At 62.9% G+C, this 17215-nt stretch carries 14 protein-coding genes; 2 read left to right on the top strand and 12 right to left on the bottom strand.

Translation table 11 applies throughout. The annotated features are described in order from the left end of the window. Positions 1-252: 252 nt before the first annotated feature. Entirely contained in the window at positions 253-3201 is a 2949-nt protein-coding gene (polA, locus tag LGH82_RS24680) for a DNA polymerase I (protein ID WP_227349678.1), read from the top strand. Positions 3202-3373: 172 nt separating this feature from the next. Here the strand turns inward: polA and LGH82_RS24675 are convergent, their stop codons facing one another. The 8 genes from LGH82_RS24675 to LGH82_RS24640 all read right to left on the bottom strand — a co-directional run bounded on the left by LGH82_RS24675 (position 3374) and on the right by LGH82_RS24640 (position 11306). Further along, complete coding sequence (locus tag LGH82_RS24675; protein WP_319799891.1) at positions 3374-3778, bottom strand: Fur family transcriptional regulator; 405 nt, start codon at positions 3776-3778, stop codon at positions 3374-3376. A gap of 187 nt (positions 3779-3965) precedes the next feature. Beyond that, positions 3966-5012 carry an L-glyceraldehyde 3-phosphate reductase gene (gene mgrA, locus LGH82_RS24670; RefSeq protein ID WP_227345233.1) on the bottom strand — a complete coding sequence of 349 codons (1047 nt, stop codon included), beginning with the start codon at positions 5010-5012 and terminating at the stop codon, positions 3966-3968. Between the two features lie 120 nt (positions 5013-5132). Beyond that, positions 5133-6275, bottom strand: a complete 1143-nt coding sequence (locus LGH82_RS24665; protein WP_227345232.1) for a Gfo/Idh/MocA family protein — start codon at positions 6273-6275, stop codon at positions 5133-5135. Positions 6276-6286: 11 nt separating this feature from the next. Next, positions 6287-7033 carry a sugar phosphate isomerase/epimerase family protein gene (locus LGH82_RS24660; RefSeq protein ID WP_227345231.1) on the bottom strand — a complete coding sequence of 249 codons (747 nt, stop codon included), beginning with the start codon at positions 7031-7033 and terminating at the stop codon, positions 6287-6289. A gap of 42 nt (positions 7034-7075) precedes the next feature. Next, positions 7076-8167: an ABC transporter ATP-binding protein gene (locus tag LGH82_RS24655; RefSeq protein ID WP_227345230.1), complete on the bottom strand. Its 1092-nt coding sequence runs from the start codon at positions 8165-8167 to the stop codon at positions 7076-7078. A 5-nt stretch (positions 8168-8172) separates the two neighbouring features. Next, positions 8173-9093, bottom strand: a complete 921-nt coding sequence (locus LGH82_RS24650) for a carbohydrate ABC transporter permease (RefSeq protein ID WP_227345229.1) — start codon at positions 9091-9093, stop codon at positions 8173-8175. After that, the gene (locus LGH82_RS24645) at positions 9090-9983 is read right to left on the bottom strand and encodes a carbohydrate ABC transporter permease (RefSeq protein ID WP_227345228.1); all 894 of its coding nucleotides are present in this window, start codon (positions 9981-9983) and stop codon (positions 9090-9092) included. Before LGH82_RS24645 ends, LGH82_RS24650 begins: the two co-directional genes overlap by 4 nt. 84 nt (positions 9984-10067) lie before the next feature. Next, positions 10068-11306 carry an ABC transporter substrate-binding protein gene (locus tag LGH82_RS24640; protein WP_227345227.1) on the bottom strand — a complete coding sequence of 413 codons (1239 nt, stop codon included), beginning with the start codon at positions 11304-11306 and terminating at the stop codon, positions 10068-10070. Between the two features lie 419 nt (positions 11307-11725). Here LGH82_RS24640 and LGH82_RS24635 point away from each other — a divergent pair, with 419 nt between their 5' ends. Continuing rightward, complete coding sequence (locus LGH82_RS24635; protein ID WP_227345226.1) at positions 11726-12775, top strand: LacI family transcriptional regulator; 1050 nt, start codon at positions 11726-11728, stop codon at positions 12773-12775. Here the strand turns inward: LGH82_RS24635 and gndA are convergent. The 4 genes from gndA to LGH82_RS24615 form a co-directional block, all read right to left on the bottom strand. Continuing rightward, positions 12772-14199, bottom strand: a complete 1428-nt coding sequence (gene gndA / locus LGH82_RS24630) for an NADP-dependent phosphogluconate dehydrogenase (protein WP_227345225.1) — start codon at positions 14197-14199, stop codon at positions 12772-12774. The two genes, LGH82_RS24635 and gndA, sit on opposite strands and share 4 nt — an antisense overlap. A gap of 127 nt (positions 14200-14326) precedes the next feature. Continuing rightward, the gene (locus tag LGH82_RS24625; RefSeq protein ID WP_413771477.1) at positions 14327-15862 is read right to left on the bottom strand and encodes a copper resistance CopC/CopD family protein; all 1536 of its coding nucleotides are present in this window, start codon (positions 15860-15862) and stop codon (positions 14327-14329) included. Positions 15863-16018: 156 nt separating this feature from the next. Further along, complete coding sequence (locus LGH82_RS24620) at positions 16019-16537, bottom strand: YcnI family protein (RefSeq protein ID WP_227345223.1); 519 nt, start codon at positions 16535-16537, stop codon at positions 16019-16021. A 49-nt stretch (positions 16538-16586) separates the two neighbouring features. Next, a complete protein-coding gene (locus LGH82_RS24615) occupies positions 16587-17138 on the bottom strand; it encodes a copper chaperone PCu(A)C (protein ID WP_227345222.1) in 552 nt (183 codons plus the stop codon). Between the last annotated feature and the right edge of the window lie 77 nt (positions 17139-17215).

Below are 17215 nucleotides of genomic sequence, written 5' to 3'. Positions count from 1 at the left end.
GGCTGCCGCAATGTCCGGGATAGGCGGGGGACGGGCCTTGCTCCGGACTTCGGCGAAAACTGCCGATGACGTGTATTTGTGTATTTGAACGTGGCGATTCAAGGGCACGAAAATTACACTTTTGTAACATGGGCGTGAGCGGATCACGGCCGCCCGCGCGCTGGGATCGATCTGTCAGGGTGTTGCCGGAACCGCGATTTGAAGCCGCCTTTGGCATGGACCGCGGCGCCGCGCCGCGCTATCCCTGCCGGCATGAAAAAAGGCGATCATCTCTTCCTTGTCGACGGCTCCGGCTACATCTTCCGCGCCTATCACGCGCTACCCCCGCTGACCCGCAAATCCGACGGATTGCCGGTGGGCGCGGTCTCGGGCTTCTGCAACATGCTGTGGAAGCTGATGCTCGATGCCCGCAACACCGATGTCGGCATCGTGCCGACGCATTTCGCCGTCATCTTCGACTATTCGTCGAAAACCTTCCGCAATGAACTCTATCCCGAATACAAGGCCAACCGCTCGGCGCCGCCGGAAGACCTGATCCCGCAGTTCGGCCTGATCCGCCAGGCGACGAGGGCGTTCAACCTGCCCTGCGTCGAGATGGAAGGTTTCGAGGCCGACGACCTGATCGCCACCTATGCAAGGCTCGCCCGTGAGGCGGGCGGCGACACCACCGTGATCTCGTCCGACAAGGACCTGATGCAATTGGTGGGCGCCACGGTCGGCATGTACGACCCGATGAAGGATCGCCAGATCGGCATCCCCGAAGTCATCGAGAAATGGGGCGTGCCGCCCGAAAAGATGGTCGACCTGCAGGCACTGACCGGTGACTCCGTCGACAACGTGCCGGGCGTGCCTGGCATCGGCCCAAAAACGGCGGCGCAGTTGCTCGAGCAGTTCGGCGACCTCGACACGCTGCTGGCCCGCGCTGGCGAGATCAAGCAGGACAAGCGTCGGGAATCGATCGTCGCCAACGCTGAAAAGGCACGCATCTCGCGTCAGCTGGTGACGCTGAAGGATGACGTGCCGGTCAGCGAAGGCCTGGACGATTTCGTGCTGCATGCGCCGGATGGGCCCAAGCTCATCGGCTTCCTCAAGACCATGGAATTCACCTCGCTGACGCGACGCGTGGCGGAAGCGACCGGAACCGATGTTGGTGACGTACAGGCCGTTTCGGTTACCGTCGAGCGTGCCGATGCAGCGCACGGGCCGGATGTCGGCTCAGGCGCTGCTATCGCCCAACCGGCCTCCAGGTCGCAGACGTCGGAGGCGGGCGAAACCGTCGGCGCTGCGAAGGAAGGCGACACCCCTTCGCTTCTCTCGGCATTTCGCCTTGAGCGCGCGACCGCCGCCAAGATCGATACGACAGCCTATCACTGCATACGCGACGTCGCGGCCTTGAAGGCCTGGGTCGCCGAGGCGACGGAAGCCGGCCTTGCCGCCTTCGACGTCAGGGCGACATCATCCGATCCGATGCAGGCCGAGTTGATCGGCTTGTCCATCGCCACGGCACCTGGCCGCGCCGCCTACATCCCCTTTGCCCACAAGAGCGGCAATGGCGACTTGCTCGGCGGCGGCGTCCTGGAAAACCAGATCCCGCTTCGCGACGCGCTGGCGCTGCTGAAGCCACTGCTCGAGGACAAATCGGTTCTCAAGATCGCGCAGAACCTGAAATACGATCTTGTCGTGATGAGCCGTTATGGCATCGATGTCGCACCTTTCGACGACACGATGCTGATCTCCTATGTGCTCGATGCCGGCACCCACCATGGTCACGGACTGGATGCGCTTGCCGAGAAATGGCTTGGTCATATCCCTCTCCAGCTCAAGGACGTGACCGGCTCCGGCAAAAGCGCGGTCGGTTTCGACCAGGTCGCCGTCGACAAGGCGACCGCCCATGCGGCTGAAGACGCCGACATGACACTCAGGCTCTGGCTGGTGCTGAAGCCGCGGCTTGCCGCCAAGGGCCTTGTATCCGTCTACGAGCGGCTGGAGCGGCCTCTGGTGCCGGTGCTGGCGCGCATGGAGCAGCGCGGCATCTCGGTCGACCGGCAGATCCTGTCGCGGCTCTCAGGCGAACTGGCGCAAGGTGCGGCACGGCTGGAAGAGGAAATCTACCAGCTCATCGGCGAGCGCATCAACATTGGCTCGCCAAAGCAGCTCGGTGACATCCTGTTCGGGCGCATGGGCCTTCCCGGCGGTTCCAAGACCAAGACCGGCCAGTGGTCGACCTCGGCGCAGCTTCTGGAAGACCTCGCCGCCGAGGGTCATGAATTGCCGCGCAAGATCGTCGACTGGCGCCAGCTCACCAAGCTGAAATCGACCTATACCGACGCCCTGCCCGGTTTCATCCATCCGGATACCAAGCGCGTGCACACCTCCTACGCGCTGGCAGCGACGACGACTGGCCGGCTGTCGTCTTCCGACCCGAACCTGCAGAACATTCCGGTGCGCACGGCTGAAGGCCGCAAGATCAGGACCGCCTTCATCACCGACAAGAGCCACCGGCTGGTCTCGGCCGACTACAGCCAGATCGAATTGCGGGTGCTAGCCCATGTCGCGGAAATCCCGCAGCTGCGGCAGGCATTCGCCGACGGCGCCGACATCCACGCCATCACCGCGTCGGAAATGTTCAACGTGCCGGTCGAAGGCATGCCCTCGGAAATCCGCCGCCGGGCCAAGGCTATCAATTTCGGCATCATCTACGGCATCTCGGCCTTCGGCCTCGCCAACCAGCTGTCGATCCCGCGCGAGGAAGCCGGCAACTACATCAAGAAATATTTCGAGCGCTTCCCGGGCATCCGCGACTACATCGAGGAGACCAAGGCCTACGCCCGCGAACACGGCTTTGTCGAAACGATCTTCGGCCGCCGCATCCATTATCCGGATATAAGATCGTCCAATCCCTCGCTCCGCGCGTTCAACGAGCGCGCCTCGATCAACGCCCGGCTGCAAGGCACGGCCGCCGACATCATCCGCCGCGCCATGGTCCGCATGGAGGAGGCACTGGACAAGGCTGGCCTTTCGGCCCGCATGCTGCTGCAGGTCCACGACGAACTGATCTTCGAGACCGTAGAGGCGGAGGTCGAAGCAACGATCCCGGTCGTGCGTCATGTCATGGAAAACGCGGCCATGCCGGCGGTGTCGATGTCTGTGCCGCTGCATGTCGACGCCCGTGCCGCCAACAACTGGGACGAGGCGCATTAGCATCGCGCCAAGGTGTGTTGGGATTCAGGTCAGGCCGAGCCGGAGTCGAAGACGGGCGCGAAGCGACCAAACTGGGTAGGTTCGGAGCGGAGCGTACTTTTGGGTAGGTGAGCAGCGGAAGCGCCGGAAACTGCCATTTGCAGGCCGGAATCACCCGAATATCAGCACACCTTCAGGCGGCCTTGGCGATACACTTGGCACATGTCCCACGAAACTCGATCACCGCCTTCTTGGCGGCGAAGCCGGTGGATCGCACCCATTCGTCGAGCCGGTGGCCGACATCGTGGTCGGAGAACTCGCTTACCTGTCCGCATGTGTCGCAGATGGCGAACGCTGTCATCGAATGGCTGTGGTCGTGCGGTTCGGCGCAGGCAACGAAGGAATTCAAGCTCTCGAGCCTGTGCACGAAGCCGGACTTCACCAGCGTATCGAGCGCGCGATAAACCTGAAGCGGCGCGCGAAATCCTTGCTCACGAAGCTGGTCGAGCAATGTATAGGCGCTTAGCGGCCCGCTGGCGGCCTCGAGTTTCTCGAGCACGCACACCTGGTTCTTCGTCAGCACATTCCTGGCCGCCATCATTCTGTTCCAGCCCGTTATCAGCCGCTTGCGCACCATTGCCGCATGCAAGCAATCCCTTTCACATCAGATAGCGATGAACGGACTTTTTTGCCACTGTTTCTGCTGAGACGACCATATCGTCGTCCCCAAGGCGCGCCATTTGCCTGATGGTCGGCCGACTTGAATGCTGCTGGGCCGATCTCGCTTACTTCCTCGACGCTCCATTGCGCTCCGCGGAAGCCGCCCACAGGTTGATGTCGGACTCGCGCGCATAGGTGTCGATGTCGGCGAGTTCGGCATCGCTGAAGTCGAGCGCCTTCAGCGCACCGACGCAATCCTCGACCTGTTCCGGCCGGCTGGCGCCGATCAGCGCCGACGTCACCCGCCCCTTGCGCAGCACCCAGGCCAGCGCCATCTGCGCCAGCGTCTGCCCACGCTTGCCAGCGATTGCGTTGAGCGCCTTGATGTTGGCGATGGTCTTGTCGTTGATGAAGGCTGTCTTCAGCGACTTGCCCTGCGTTGCGCGGCTGCCCTGCGGAATCCCGCCGAGATATTTGTCGGTCAGCATGCCCTGCGCCAGCGGCGAGAACACGATGGAGCCCACGCCGAGCCCTTCCAGCGTGTCGAGCAGGCCGTCATCCTCGACCCAGCGGTTGAGCATGGAATAGCTCGGCTGGTGAATGATACAGGGCGTGCCGAGCCGCTTCAGAATATCGGCGGCCTCGCGCGTGCGCTGCGAATTGTAGGACGAGATACCGGCATAAAGCGCCCTGCCGGAGCGCACGGCATGGTCGAGCGCGCCCATCGTCTCTTCCAAAGGCGTGTCGGGATCGAAGCGGTGCGAATAGAAGATATCGACATAGTCGAGCCCCATCCGCTTCAGGCTCTGGTCGAGGCTGGCCAGCATGTATTTGCGCCCGCCCCATTCGCCGTAGGGGCCAGCCCACATCTCGTAGCCGGCCTTGGTCGAGATGATCAGCTCGTCGCGATAACCGGCGAAATCGGTGCGCAATATCTCGCCGAAAGCCATCTCCGCCGAACCGGGCGGCGGACCGTAATTGTTGGCGAGGTCGAAATGCGTGATGCCGAGGTCGAAAGCCTTGCGCGCGATCGCCTGCTTGGTGCTGTGCGGTGTGTCGTCGCCGAAATTGTGCCACAACCCCAGCGAGATTGCCGGCAGCTTCAGGCCGGAGCGGCCACAGCGGTTGTAAATCATGTTCTCGTAGCGGTTTTCGGCGGGGGTGTAGGGCATCGGAAATCCTCAAATGGAAACGAGCCGGTCGGCTGCCGCCACAACATCGCGGCGAGTCGGCTCTGCCCCTCTCCCTTACCCTCTCCTCGCGAAAACGGGGAGAGGGTTGAAGCATGTGGCCTACTTCTTCTTCGCCAGCAGTTCCTTGGCTGCCTTCACGCCAAGTGCGGCAGGCCGCTCGCAAGTGGTCTGCATGGCGACGAACTTGCCGGTCTCGCCCGAGCGCAAGATGCCGGTCATGACATCGACTGCGTGCAGCGCCAGTTCCATCGAGCAGCGATGCGCGCGGCCTTCGACGATCGCCAGCGCCATGTCGGCGAGACCGGCGGTGCGGTAGTTGGCCATCATGCCATGCCCATGCATCTCGTTGGGCACGCCAAGCGGATGCTTCCATTTCGGCAGTTTCTTGACCGGCTTGGCCGCCTCGGTGAAGCGCACATCACCGCCGAAGAAGTTCGGATCGGGGACGAACACCGTGCCCTCTTCGCCATAGAGTTCCATCGGCGCGTGGCCATGGGCCCAGACGTCCCAGCTGGCGTTGAGCGTCACCACCGCGCCATTCTCGAACTCCATCACGCCGTGGATCGTCGTTGGCGTGTTGACCGGAACTCTCTCGCCCGCGCGCGGCTTCGAGGAAATCGTGCGCTCCTTGGCCGGGATCGAGGCGAAGGCCGCCACCTGTTTCACCGGTCCGATCAGCTGGATCAGATTGGTGATGTAGTAGGGGCCGACATCGAGCACCGGACCAGCCCCCGGCTGAAAGAAGAAGTCGGGGTTGGGGTGCCAGTGCTCCATGCCGTGGCTCATCACGTAACAGGTGCCGCTGGTTATCTTGCCGAGCTTGCCGGTGTCGATGAGGTCGCGCACCAGCTGATGCGCGCCGCCAAGGAATGTGTCGGGCGCCGAGCCGATGCGCAATCCCCTAGCCTCGGCGCGCTTCTTCAGGTCGAGCCCCTCCTTGACCGACAGCACGAAAGGCTTTTCCGAATAGACATGCTTGCCGGCATCGAGGATCTGCTTCGACACCTCGTAATGCACGGCCGGAATGGTCAGGTTGACGACGATGTCGATATCATCAGCCTTGAGCAGGTCCTCGACCGTCTCGGCGCGCAGGCTGAATTCCTTCGCCCGCGCTTTCGCCGCATCCATGTTGATGTCCGCGCAAGCACGCATCTCGATGCCGCGAAACAGCGGCGCCAGCGAAAAATACGCCTTCGAGATGTTGCCGCAGCCGATGACGCCAATGCCAAGTTTCTTTGCCATGCTGGTTGCTCCTAGTAGGCCTTGGCGGCCGCGATCGAACGGCGGGCGAAGCGCTCGATGTCGTTGGGATTGTCCTGTTCCATGATGTAGTATTTGGCGGCACTGTTGGAGCGCAGCGTCTTGATCAGGCCGACCCAGTCGATCGTGCCGTGGCCGACATCCGACCAGCCATCCTCGTCCGCACCCTCGCCTGGCTTGGCAATGTCCTTCACATGCACGGCGCTGATGCGCTTGCCGTGCTTCTCGATCCAGGGCAGCGGATCGTCGCCGCCGCGCACCACCCAGGCGACGTCCATCTCCCAGCCAATATCGGGCGCGGAGGCGAAGATAATATCCTGCGGCACCGAGCCGTCGGCGAGTTTCTTGAACTCGAAATCATGGTTGTGCCAGGCAAAGCCATAACCGGCCTTTTTTGCCGCGTCGCCGACCTTGGCCAGTCGTTCACCAAAACCGCGCCAGCCGGCCATGTCGGATGGCCTGGCCTCGGCCACCAGATAGGGACAGATCAGCAGCGTGATGCCGAGCGCATCGGCTGTCTTGCGCACGCCGTCAAAATCGTTCTCCAGCGCGTCGATCGAGAAATGCCCGGTCGGCATGGCCAACCCGTTCTTGTCGAGTTCGGCGCGGAATGCCTTGGGATCATCATAGACGCCGCCAAAGCCTTCGACCTGGGTATAGCCGAGCTTGCCGAGCGTCTTGAGCACGCCTTCCCAGGGTTGGAAATTGCGGGCGCTGTAGAGTTGGAATGACCAGTTCATCGTGTCTGTCCGTTCTGCTTGGGGATGGATTATACTTGGGAGTTACATGCGGTTGCCGGATTGGGTGTCGAACAGCGAAGCGCGGGCGGGATCGAAGCCGATCCTGATCGGATCGCCATTGCGCAGCATTCTTTCCGCCTCGACGCGGAAGGAAAAATTATGATTGCCGAGCTTCGTCCACACCAGCGTGTCGGAGCCCATCGGCTCGACGATCTCGACCTCGGCATCGGTGGCGAAGGGCATGGTATTTGCCGCCTCGCCGAAGGCGATGTGCTCTGGCCTTATACCGAAAACGCAAGGGCCGACGCGGCTGCCGCCATTGCCTTCGAAGGCATAGCGGTCAAGCGGCACCGCGACATTGCCGGTCTTGAACACTGGGCCGCCGCCCGCATCCAACTGGCCATCGAGGAAATTCATGGCGGGCGAGCCGAGGAAGCCGGCGACAAAGCGGTTGACCGGGCGGTTGTAGATCGTCTGCGGCGCATCGAGCTGCTGGATAACGCCGCCCTTCATCACCGCGATGCGATCGGCCAGTGTCATCGCCTCGATCTGGTCGTGGGTGACGTAGATCATGGTATTTTGCAGCTTGCGGTGCAGCAGCTTGATCTCGACACGCAGTTCCGCCCGCAGCTTGGCGTCAAGATTGGAAAGCGGCTCGTCGAACAGGAAGACATCGACGTCGCGTACCAGCGCCCGCCCGATCGCCACGCGCTGGCGCTGGCCGCCGGAGAGCGCGGCCGGCTTGCGCTGCAAAAGCGGCTCGATCTGCAGGATTTCGGCGGCACGCGCGATGCGCTTGGCGATCTCGTTCTTCGGCGTGCCGGCGACGCGCAGACCGAAGGACAGGTTCTTCTCCACCGTCATCTGCGGATAGAGCGCATAGGACTGGAACACCATGCCGATGCCTCGGTCCTTCGGCTCCTCCCAGGTGACGTTCTTGCCCTTGATGAAGATGCGGCCTTGCGAGACATCGAGCAGGCCGGCAATGCAGTTGAGCAAGGTCGACTTGCCGCAGCCGGAGGGGCCGAGCAGCACGATGAACTCGCCGTCGGCGACATCGAGATTGAGGGTCTGCAGCACGGTCACCGCGCCGAAATTCAGCGACAGGTCCTGGATCGAAACGCTGGTACCCATTGCCGTCAACCCTTTACCGCGCCGGCGGCAATGCCGCGCACGAACAATTTTCCTGACACGAAATAGACGATCAGCGGCACCAGGCCGGTGATCAGGGTCGCGGCCATGTTGACGTTGTATTCCTTCACGCCCTGCACCGAATTGACGATGTTGTTGAGCTGCACTGTCATCGGGTAGGTGTCGGGCTTGGTGTAGATGACGCCGAACAGGAAGTCGTTCCAGATGCCGGTCACCTGCAGGATGATGGCGACGACGAAGATCGGCAGCGACATCGGCAGCATGATGCGGAAATAGATGCCCCAGAAGCCGGCGCCGTCGACGCGCGCAGCCCGGAACAGTTCCTCCGGCATCGAGGAGAAGTAGTTTCGGAACAACAGCGTCAGGATCGGCATGCCGAAGATCGAGTGCACCAGGACCAAGCCCCAGATGGAGCCGTAGAGGCCGATCTCGCGCAGCACGATGACGATCGGATAGATCATCACCTGATAGGGAATGAAGGCTCCGACGATCAGGATGGTGAAGAAGAAGTCCGCGCCCTTGAAGCGCCAGTTGGCGAGCGCATAGCCGTTGACCGACGCGATGGCGATCGACAGGAACACCGACGGCACGGTGATGCGCACCGAATTCCAGAAGCCGCGCGAAAGTCCGTCGCAGTTGAGACCGGTGCAAGCGGTCGACCAGGCCTTGACCCAGGGCTCGAAGGTGATCTCGAGCGGCGGCGAGAAGATGTTGCCGAGCCGGATCTCCGGCATGCCCTTGAGCGAGGTGACGACCATCACATAGAGCGGCAGCAGGTAGTAGGCCGCCACGACGAAAAGCGTGCCGTAGAGGAAGATGTTGCGGCGCGAGAACATGCGGCGCGGCTTCGGACCGTAAGGCCCCGTGACATCCCGGGGCGAACCGGCAGTGGTGTTTGCCACACTCATTTGCGCCGCCCGAATTCGAGATAGGCCCATGGCACGATGACGATGACCACCGAGAGCAGCATCATGGTCGAGGCGGCAAAACCCTGGCCGAGATTCTGGGCGTGGAACATGTATTCATAGACATACTTCGCCGGCACTTCCGACGAGATGCCGGGGCCACCGCTGGTCTGGGCGACAACCAGATCGTAGACCTTGACGATGCCGGCGGCGATGATGACCAGCGTGGTGATCAGCACCGGCCGCATCATCGGGATGATGATGAAGACGTAGGTCTTCCAGGTGGGTATTCCGTCCACCCGCGCCGCCTTCCAGATGTCCTCGTCGATGCCGCGCAGTCCGGCCAGCATCAGGCACATGACTAGCCCCGTGCCTTGCCAGAGAGCGGCGATCAGGATGCCGTAGATGACGATGCTGGAATCATAGAGCGGATCGAAAGCGAAATTCGTCCAGCCGAGTGAACGCACCACATGCTGGACGCCGAAATTCGGATTGAGAATCCACTGCCAGACCAGCCCGGTGACAATGAAGGACAGCGCGAAGGGATAGAGGAAGATGGTGCGCAACGTATCCTCGAAGCGGATCTTCTGATCGAGCAGCGCCGCCAGCAGGAAACCGATGACCAGCGAGAAAACCAGCATGCAGGCGCCGTAGATGGCCAGGTTCTCAACCGCGACCAGCCAGCGCGGCGTTACCCAGAGCCGGCGGTACTGGTCGAGGCCGACGAAGTTCAGTCGCGGCAGCAGCCTGGAGTCGGTGAAGGAATAGACGATCGTCCAGATCGTGCCGCCGAGGAAGATGACCAGCGCATTGAGGATCATCGGGATCGACGCGATCTTGGCGTTGAGATTGCGAAACAAACGGCTGGGCCGCCTGGCAGTCTGTTCGGTCATCGGATGCGCCTCACCGGATCGGATCGCGTTGCGGCTTCCCTCCGGCCCGCACAAAGGGCCGGAGTGTCGATGCGGGTTGCCCCGTCAATCGGCCTTGGCGACGATGTCGGCAAAGCGCTTCTGCGCGTCCTCGGGCGTCATCGTCGGCGTTGCGAAGAACTCGGCGAACAGGTCGTTGACCTGGGTCAGCGAATCCTCGGTCATCAGCTGGTTGGTGTCGGGAATGGTGTTGCCCTTGGCCAGGATGTCCAGACCCTTCTTCATGCAGTCATTGGCGGCGTTGAGATCGACATCGCCGCGAACCGGCAGCGAGCCTTTCTTCAGGTTGAAGGCAACCTGCGTTGCCGGCGACAGCATGGTCGAGGCCAGCACTTCCTGCGCCTTGGACTTTTCCGGATCCTTGAGCAGCGGGAAGTAGAAGGAGTCACCACCCGTCTGGATGACGGCGTTGACGCCGAGACCCGGCAGGCAGTTGTAGTCCTTGCCGGCGACCTGGCCGGCCAGCTGGAATTCGCCTTGCGCCCAGTCACCCATGATCTGGCCGCCGGCCTGGCCGGTGATGACCAGATTGGTCGCCTGGTTCCAGTCCTGCACCTTGGACTTCGCCGACATCTTGCGCGCGTCGTCGGCCGCCTTGAACACCTTGGCGACGTCCGGCCCGCCGGCGACCTTGGCGTCCTTGTCGCCATAGACCTTCTTGTAGATGTCAGGCCCGCCGATCGCCACCATCAGCACCTGGAAGGCGCCTGATGTCTGCCAGGCCTGCTGGCCGACCGCGAGCGGCACCTTGCCGGCCTTCTCGAGCGCGGGTGCAGCCGCGACGAATTCAGCCCAGTTCTTCGGCACCGGCACGCCGGCATCGGCAAACGCCTTGCTGGAGAGCCACAGCCACTGCCAGGAATGGATATTGACCGGGATGCAGTAGACCTTGCCGTCCACCGTGCATTCGGTGAGAAGGCTCGCCGGGCGGATGACGTCTTTCCAGTGTTCCTTGTTGGCGAGATCGGTCAGGTCGCGCATCAGGCCGGCCTTCACCAGTTCCTCGGCCTGGCGGCCGTGGTTGAACTGCGTCGCGCCCATCGGGTCGCCACCGGTGATGCGGCTGATCATGATTGGCCGCGCCGTGTCGCCCGAGCCGGCGATGGCGCCGTCCACCCAATGATTGCCGGTGGCGTCGAACGCCTTGGCGAATTCCGCGACCGCCGCCGCTTCGCCGCCCGAGGTCCACCAATGGGTGATTTCCAGGTCCGTCGCCGCCGCCGGACCGGCGAACTGCAGCGCCGCCGTCGCTGCCAGCGCGGCAGTCGTGAGTTTGTATCGCATTTCGGTTCCTCCCAGAATCTGAAACGTTACAGATTTTTGATACGGCAATTGTTTTGGGTGCGCAACCCTCGGCCTGAAAGCGGCCTGATATTTTTTCGAGCCGCGAACAAATTCATTCGACTGGCTCCCTTCCTATGCGCCGCAACATGACAAGTTGCATTGCAAAATGATGCTGCAATGCACGAAAGCCGGCAAAGGATGGGGCTGAGCGCGGTTCGCCGCTGATTCTCAACGGTTTTCTGCTGAACCTGGCGTGGCCGATCCTGTCTCCCCGCCGCGATCCTTTGCTCGACCGCAGTGACAACCTGTAACGTTTCAGTATATTAGCGCCTTGTCAGGCGAAGAGTCGCGTTTTGCAGCGACGTCGGCGATTGCCGGTCCGCGCGCCGGCTGCTAATGCGCCTGACGAGGCGGGAACAATGGACAGGCATCAGGCAGACAAGGACGACGAAGCAGCGGCACAGAGCCGGCCGACGCTGAAGACGCTTGCCTTCATGACAGGGCTCGCCGTCACCACCGTGTCCCGCGCCTTGAAGGACGCGCCTGAAATCGGCGCCGAGACCAAACGGCGCGTCCAACTCGTCGCCAGGCAGATCGGCTATAGGCCGAACCGCGCTGGCGTGCGTCTGCGCACCGGCAAGACCAACGTCATCAGCCTCGTGCTCAACACCGAGCATGAGATCATGAGCTTCGTCTCGGACATCATCTATGGCGTCTCGGAAGTCATTGCAGACACACCCTACCACCTGATCGTCACGCCCTACTCGCGCTCGCAGGATCCGCTGGATCCCATACGCTATCTGGTGGAGACCGGATCCGCCGACGGCGTCATCATCTCACGCACGCAGCCAAACGATCCCAGGGCCCGCTATTTGCTGGAGCGCGGCATACCCTTTGCCACGCATGGCCGCACCGATATGGGGCTCATCCACCCCTATCATGATTTCGACAATTACGCCTTCGCGGCCGAGGCGGTGCGGTGCCTGGCCGGCATGGGACGCCGCAGGCTCGCTCTGCTGGCGCCACCAGTCGGGCTGACCTATCACGGCCATACGGTGAACGGTTTTGCCGACGCATTGAACGAGGTCGGCGCCAGCGAAATCCCGTTCAACACGGTTTCGATCGACCATTCCATCGATCAGATCAGAATGCGGACCGCGCAGGTGCTGCGCCGCGAGAACCGGCCCGACGGTTTTGTCAGCAGCGGCGCCGCCGCGACGCTCGCCATCGTCGCAGGCATCGAGGATGCCGGCCTCAAGCTTGGCCGTGACGTCGATGTCGTGTCCAAGCAGTCTTCAGACCTGCTGCACCTGTTCCGCAGGGAATTGCTGGTCGTCAACGAGGATTTTCGGCTGGCCGGCGCCGAACTTGCCCGCTCCGTGCTGGGCTGGATCGGCGGCGCCGCGCCCGGCACCTTGCAAAGCCTGAGCGTGCCGAGCGAAGTTCTCGCCGCTCGCGGCGCGGATTAACTCGCCGCGCCGCTCCCCCACGGGCCATGGAACGCGCCCTGTTCGCCAATGCGCTCGAAGCCGTGTGCGCCGAAGAAGTCGCGCTGCGCCTGGATGAGGTTCGAGGTGCCGCGCCCTTGGCGATAGCTGTCAAAATAGGCAAGTGCGGAAGATAGCGCAGGCACCGGCGCACCTGCCTCCGAAGCCTTGGCCACCACGCGCCGCAGCGATGGATGCGCCTCCCGCATCATGGTGATGAAGGCCGGCGCCATCAGCAGATTGGTGGAAGCGCCGCCCTTGCCGATGGCCTCAGCCATCGTGTCGAGCATCTGCGAGCGGATGATGCAGCCGGCGCGCCATATCTTGGCAATGGTCGGCATCGGCAGGTTCCAGTGGAACTCTTTAGAGGCGCCGCTCATCACCGCGAACCCTTGCGCATAGGCGGCGATCTTGCCGGCGAACAGCGCCAGCTCAAGGTCCTTGAGCAGGGCATCCTTGTCACCGGAAATCTTCGTCACGCCGATATTACCATAGGCTTTTTCCGCCGCCTGCCGTTCGTCCTTGATCGATGACAGCACACGCGCCGCCACCGCCGCCTCGATCGCAGTCGCCGGAATGCCGAGTTGCTGCGCCTCGATCACCGACCATTTGCCGGTGCCCTTCTGGCCGGCGCGGTCGAGGATGATGTCGACCACCGGCTTGCCGGTTTTCGGATCGTCGGCGGCGAGCACCTTGGCGGTGATCTCGATCAGGTAGGAATTGAGCCGGCCCTTGTTCCAATTGGAAAACACCGTGCCGATGTCCTTCGGCCCCATGCCGAGCCCATCGCGCAGGATACCGTATATCTCGGCGATCATCTGCATGTCGGCATATTCGATGCCATTGTGAATGGTCTTGACGAAATGGCCGGCGCCGTCGGTGCCAAGCCACGCGGCGCAGGGCTCGTCCTTGAACTTGGCGGAGATCGCGGTCAGCACCTTCTCGACGCGCTTCCAGGAGTCTTCCGTGCCGCCGACCATGATCGACGGGCCATGGCGTGCACCTTCCTCGCCGCCGGACACGCCCATGCCGATGAAGGTGAGGCCCGAGCCTGAAAGATCGGAGAAGCGCCGCATCGTGTCGCGGAAATTGGCGTTGCCGGCATCGATGACGATGTCTTCGGCTGACAGAACGCCGCGCAGTGCCGCGATCTGTTCGTCGACCGGTGCGCCGGCCAGTACCATGATGATGACCGGTCGCGGCGGCTTGATCGCGGCGGCGAGTTCCTCAAGGCTGTAGCAGGGAACCACCATATCCTTGAGCGCGCCGGCATTCTCGACGAAAGCGTCGGTGCGTGACTTAGTGCGGTTGAAGACGGCAATGCGATGCCCGTGCTCGGCAATGTTGAGCGCCAGGTTGGAACCCATCGTGCCAAGGCCGATCAGGCCGATTTCGGCTTTTTCCATCGTTTCTTCCCTGCTTTCGGATCTTTTTCGTTGAAGCCCGCGACTGGGCGATGCCATTTCCCCGTGATGATTGACGGGCCTTCGTGCCTGCGTCAACCGCCGCGCCGTAAGCGGGCGATATAGAGCATCACGGTCTGATGTCGATGGGCGCTTCGATCTTCACGATATCGAAGTCCGAGACCAGAATGTCGACCCGCGCCGTCCATCGGCCCGGCACCGGGATCACCAGATTATCGACGCGCCAGCTGCCATCTCCCGGTTTTGTCGCCGGGCGCTTCAACGGCTCGATACCGGAATCGGGTTTCGACAGCACCAGCGTAACTTCCTTGGCGTCGAGCGGTCCGAAATCGCCGGTCATGATGACGATCGAGGCGGCAACTGTGCCTGCGTGGCCGGGCGTGATGCTGAGATCGGCCATCGCCTTCAGCGTATGGATATGCACCGATGCCGGCTGTGCCGCCGCGATCGCCAGCGCGCGCGGCGGCGGCGTGAAGCGCCAACCGGCCGCAACGCCGAAGATGGCCAGCACGATCAGCATCTCGATGCCCGTCGAGCGAGCAAGGTTTTTTTGCGCTTTTGCGTCTCCCGCTTCAGTCGGGCCGGTAAGCCTCCAGCGGTTGAAAGCAGCGAGCGCGAAAAGGCAGAGCAGCAGCGCCAGCTTGATCAGCAGCAGCCTGCCATAGGCGGTGTCGACCAGCGCCGAGAGTGTCTGCACCTGGATGACGGCCAGCACGATACCGGCAACCGCCAGCACGGCCACGACAGGCAGGATCGTCCGCGAAAACCGGTGCAGGAAAACTCTCGCCTCTGCCCGCTTTCGCATCAGTGCCAGGCCAAGCGGCACCAGCGCCCCGGCCCAGAAGGCGATGCCTGCGCCATGCAGGAACACCATCGGCCGCGTCAGCCATTGCGGCTCGGCGGCACTTGCGTGCCCGCTGGCGGCGAGGGCGACGCCGACCCCAATCAGCCCAGCCAGGGCAACCAGCTTGGCTGCGGCGCGCGGCCCCACCAACGACAACAGGCCGAGCCCCAGTGCCATCAGCGAGACCAGCGCCGTCCAGCCGAAACTGGTTCCGAGCGCGGTCCGCCAGATCAGCGGTTGCGCCAGCCGGGCGAATGGCGCGCCTAGCGCGTCGAGCCCCTGAAACCCGAGCGACAGGGGTGCCGCGACCAGCCCGCACAGGATGGCGGCGATGGCGAAACGCTGGCCCGAGCGTCCACCGCCAGCCAGCCAGGCAAGCGCGAAGGCGCCGCCGACGCCCAGGAAAAGCCCGATGTAGAGAAAGACCTTGCCGATCCAGATCGCCGATCGCAGCCTCCAGTCGACGGCCTCGGACACGGCGGGCGGCTCGGTGGCCGCGCCGACGGAAAACAAGAACGAGCCGCCGACCGGATGGCCATCGGCGGAAATCACCCGCCAGCTCAGGACGTGCGTGCCCGCCCCGAGCGTTTGCGGGTTGTCGATTGCGACGGTCTGGTCGGTGAGACGGAAACTGGTCAGGGCAACCGGCGTGCCGTCGGGCTTGACCAGGGTCAGCACCAGCGGCGACACCGGTTCGCTGAAGGTCAGCGAGAATTGCGCCGGGCTCTGTTCCAGGACAGCGCCGTCAGCCGGCTCGGTCGTGATCAGCGCGGCATGGGCGAAGGCTCGGTCCGGCAGCATTACCGCCACAAGCAATAGAAACGCGAACAGCACGCCAAAAGACGCACGGCCGGCACTACAGCCGGTCGTATGGATCTTTTGCAGGAGGAATGTCGCGCTCATGTCATCACCGCAGATGAGCGGCGCGCTCCGTTGACTGAAGCGCGCCGTCCAAAATCATTTCCTGGGCAGGAGCTTGATGCCGGGCGCCGGGGTCTCCAGCGCGTCCTCATCCTGTCCGGCCGCCGGTATCTCGATCCAGCGATCTGTGGCCCCCTCACACTCCTGCACTACCGGGAAGTAGAGCTTCTGGCCGACCGGCAGGTCCGCCGTCAGTGTGCCACGGAAGACGAACTCGTCGTAGAATTCGTCGGGCAGATTGCCGCCGCTCCAGTCGATCTCCTTGACGCCGTCGGTCACCGCCTGACCGTAGAGCTGATAGGACTTGTCGTATTTGCCCTTCTTGGTCTGCAGCGTCCAGCCGGGCTTCGGCATCGGCTTCACCGCGATCACCCCTTCCGGGATCTGCACGCGCACGGCGGTCGTCGCCTTGCCGTCGCAGCCATGCGGTACGCGTAAGATTGCCTTGTAGGTCGATCCAACCGCCGCTTCCTGGGTTTCAAGCGTGATGTGGGCGAAAGCAGCGTTGGTGCCGAGCGCGAGCAGCGCACCGGCTGCCAGAAAATATTTGTTCATGATGGTCCCTCAGATTTCGAATTTGCGGATGTGACAGGATCGGTGCCGCTCAGTCGGCGTGATCCATGCTCCCCGTCTCGCCCATGCCTTCCACGGCGAACTCGACCGTGACAGCGCCGGCCTTCTCGAAAGTCAGTGTGGCCGAAAACTTTTCGCCCTGCTTCGGTTGCCGCTTCAGGCCGATGAACATCAGGTGGTAGCCGCCGGGCGCCAGCGCGACCTTGCCGCCGGCCGGAATTTCCAGGCTATCGGTAACCGGTCGCATGGTCATGACGCCGTCCTTCACCGACATCTCATGCAGTTCCGCCTTGTCCGAGACATCGGAGGAAATCGACAGAAGCCGGTCCGGCGCGATGCCGTTGTTGATGATGGTGAAATAGCCGCCGGCCACCTTGGCGCCGGCCGGCGTGGCGCGCGACCACGGATGCTCGATCTCGAGATCACCGACCTTGAACCCGTGCGCCAGCACGCCCTGGGCGCTGACGAACAGGAGGGCGAGAACGAAAATGGTGATGCCGAGACGCTCTTCGAAACTGCGCGGAAAGGCGCCGTGGCGGCCGAAGACGAGCGCATGCGCGGCGGCCTTGAAAGAATGGGACATGGGTAGCTCCATGAATACGGGATCGCGCCGATGATCGGTCGCGAATGGTTTCGATTGTTGGATGCGGGGTCCCGCGA

It is taken from the genome of Mesorhizobium sp. PAMC28654 (assembly GCF_020616515.1).
GTDB lineage: Bacteria > Pseudomonadota > Alphaproteobacteria > Rhizobiales > Rhizobiaceae > Mesorhizobium.
Note: the sequence above shows the minus strand (reverse complement) of the source record. Positions and strands in the feature narration are given on the sequence as shown.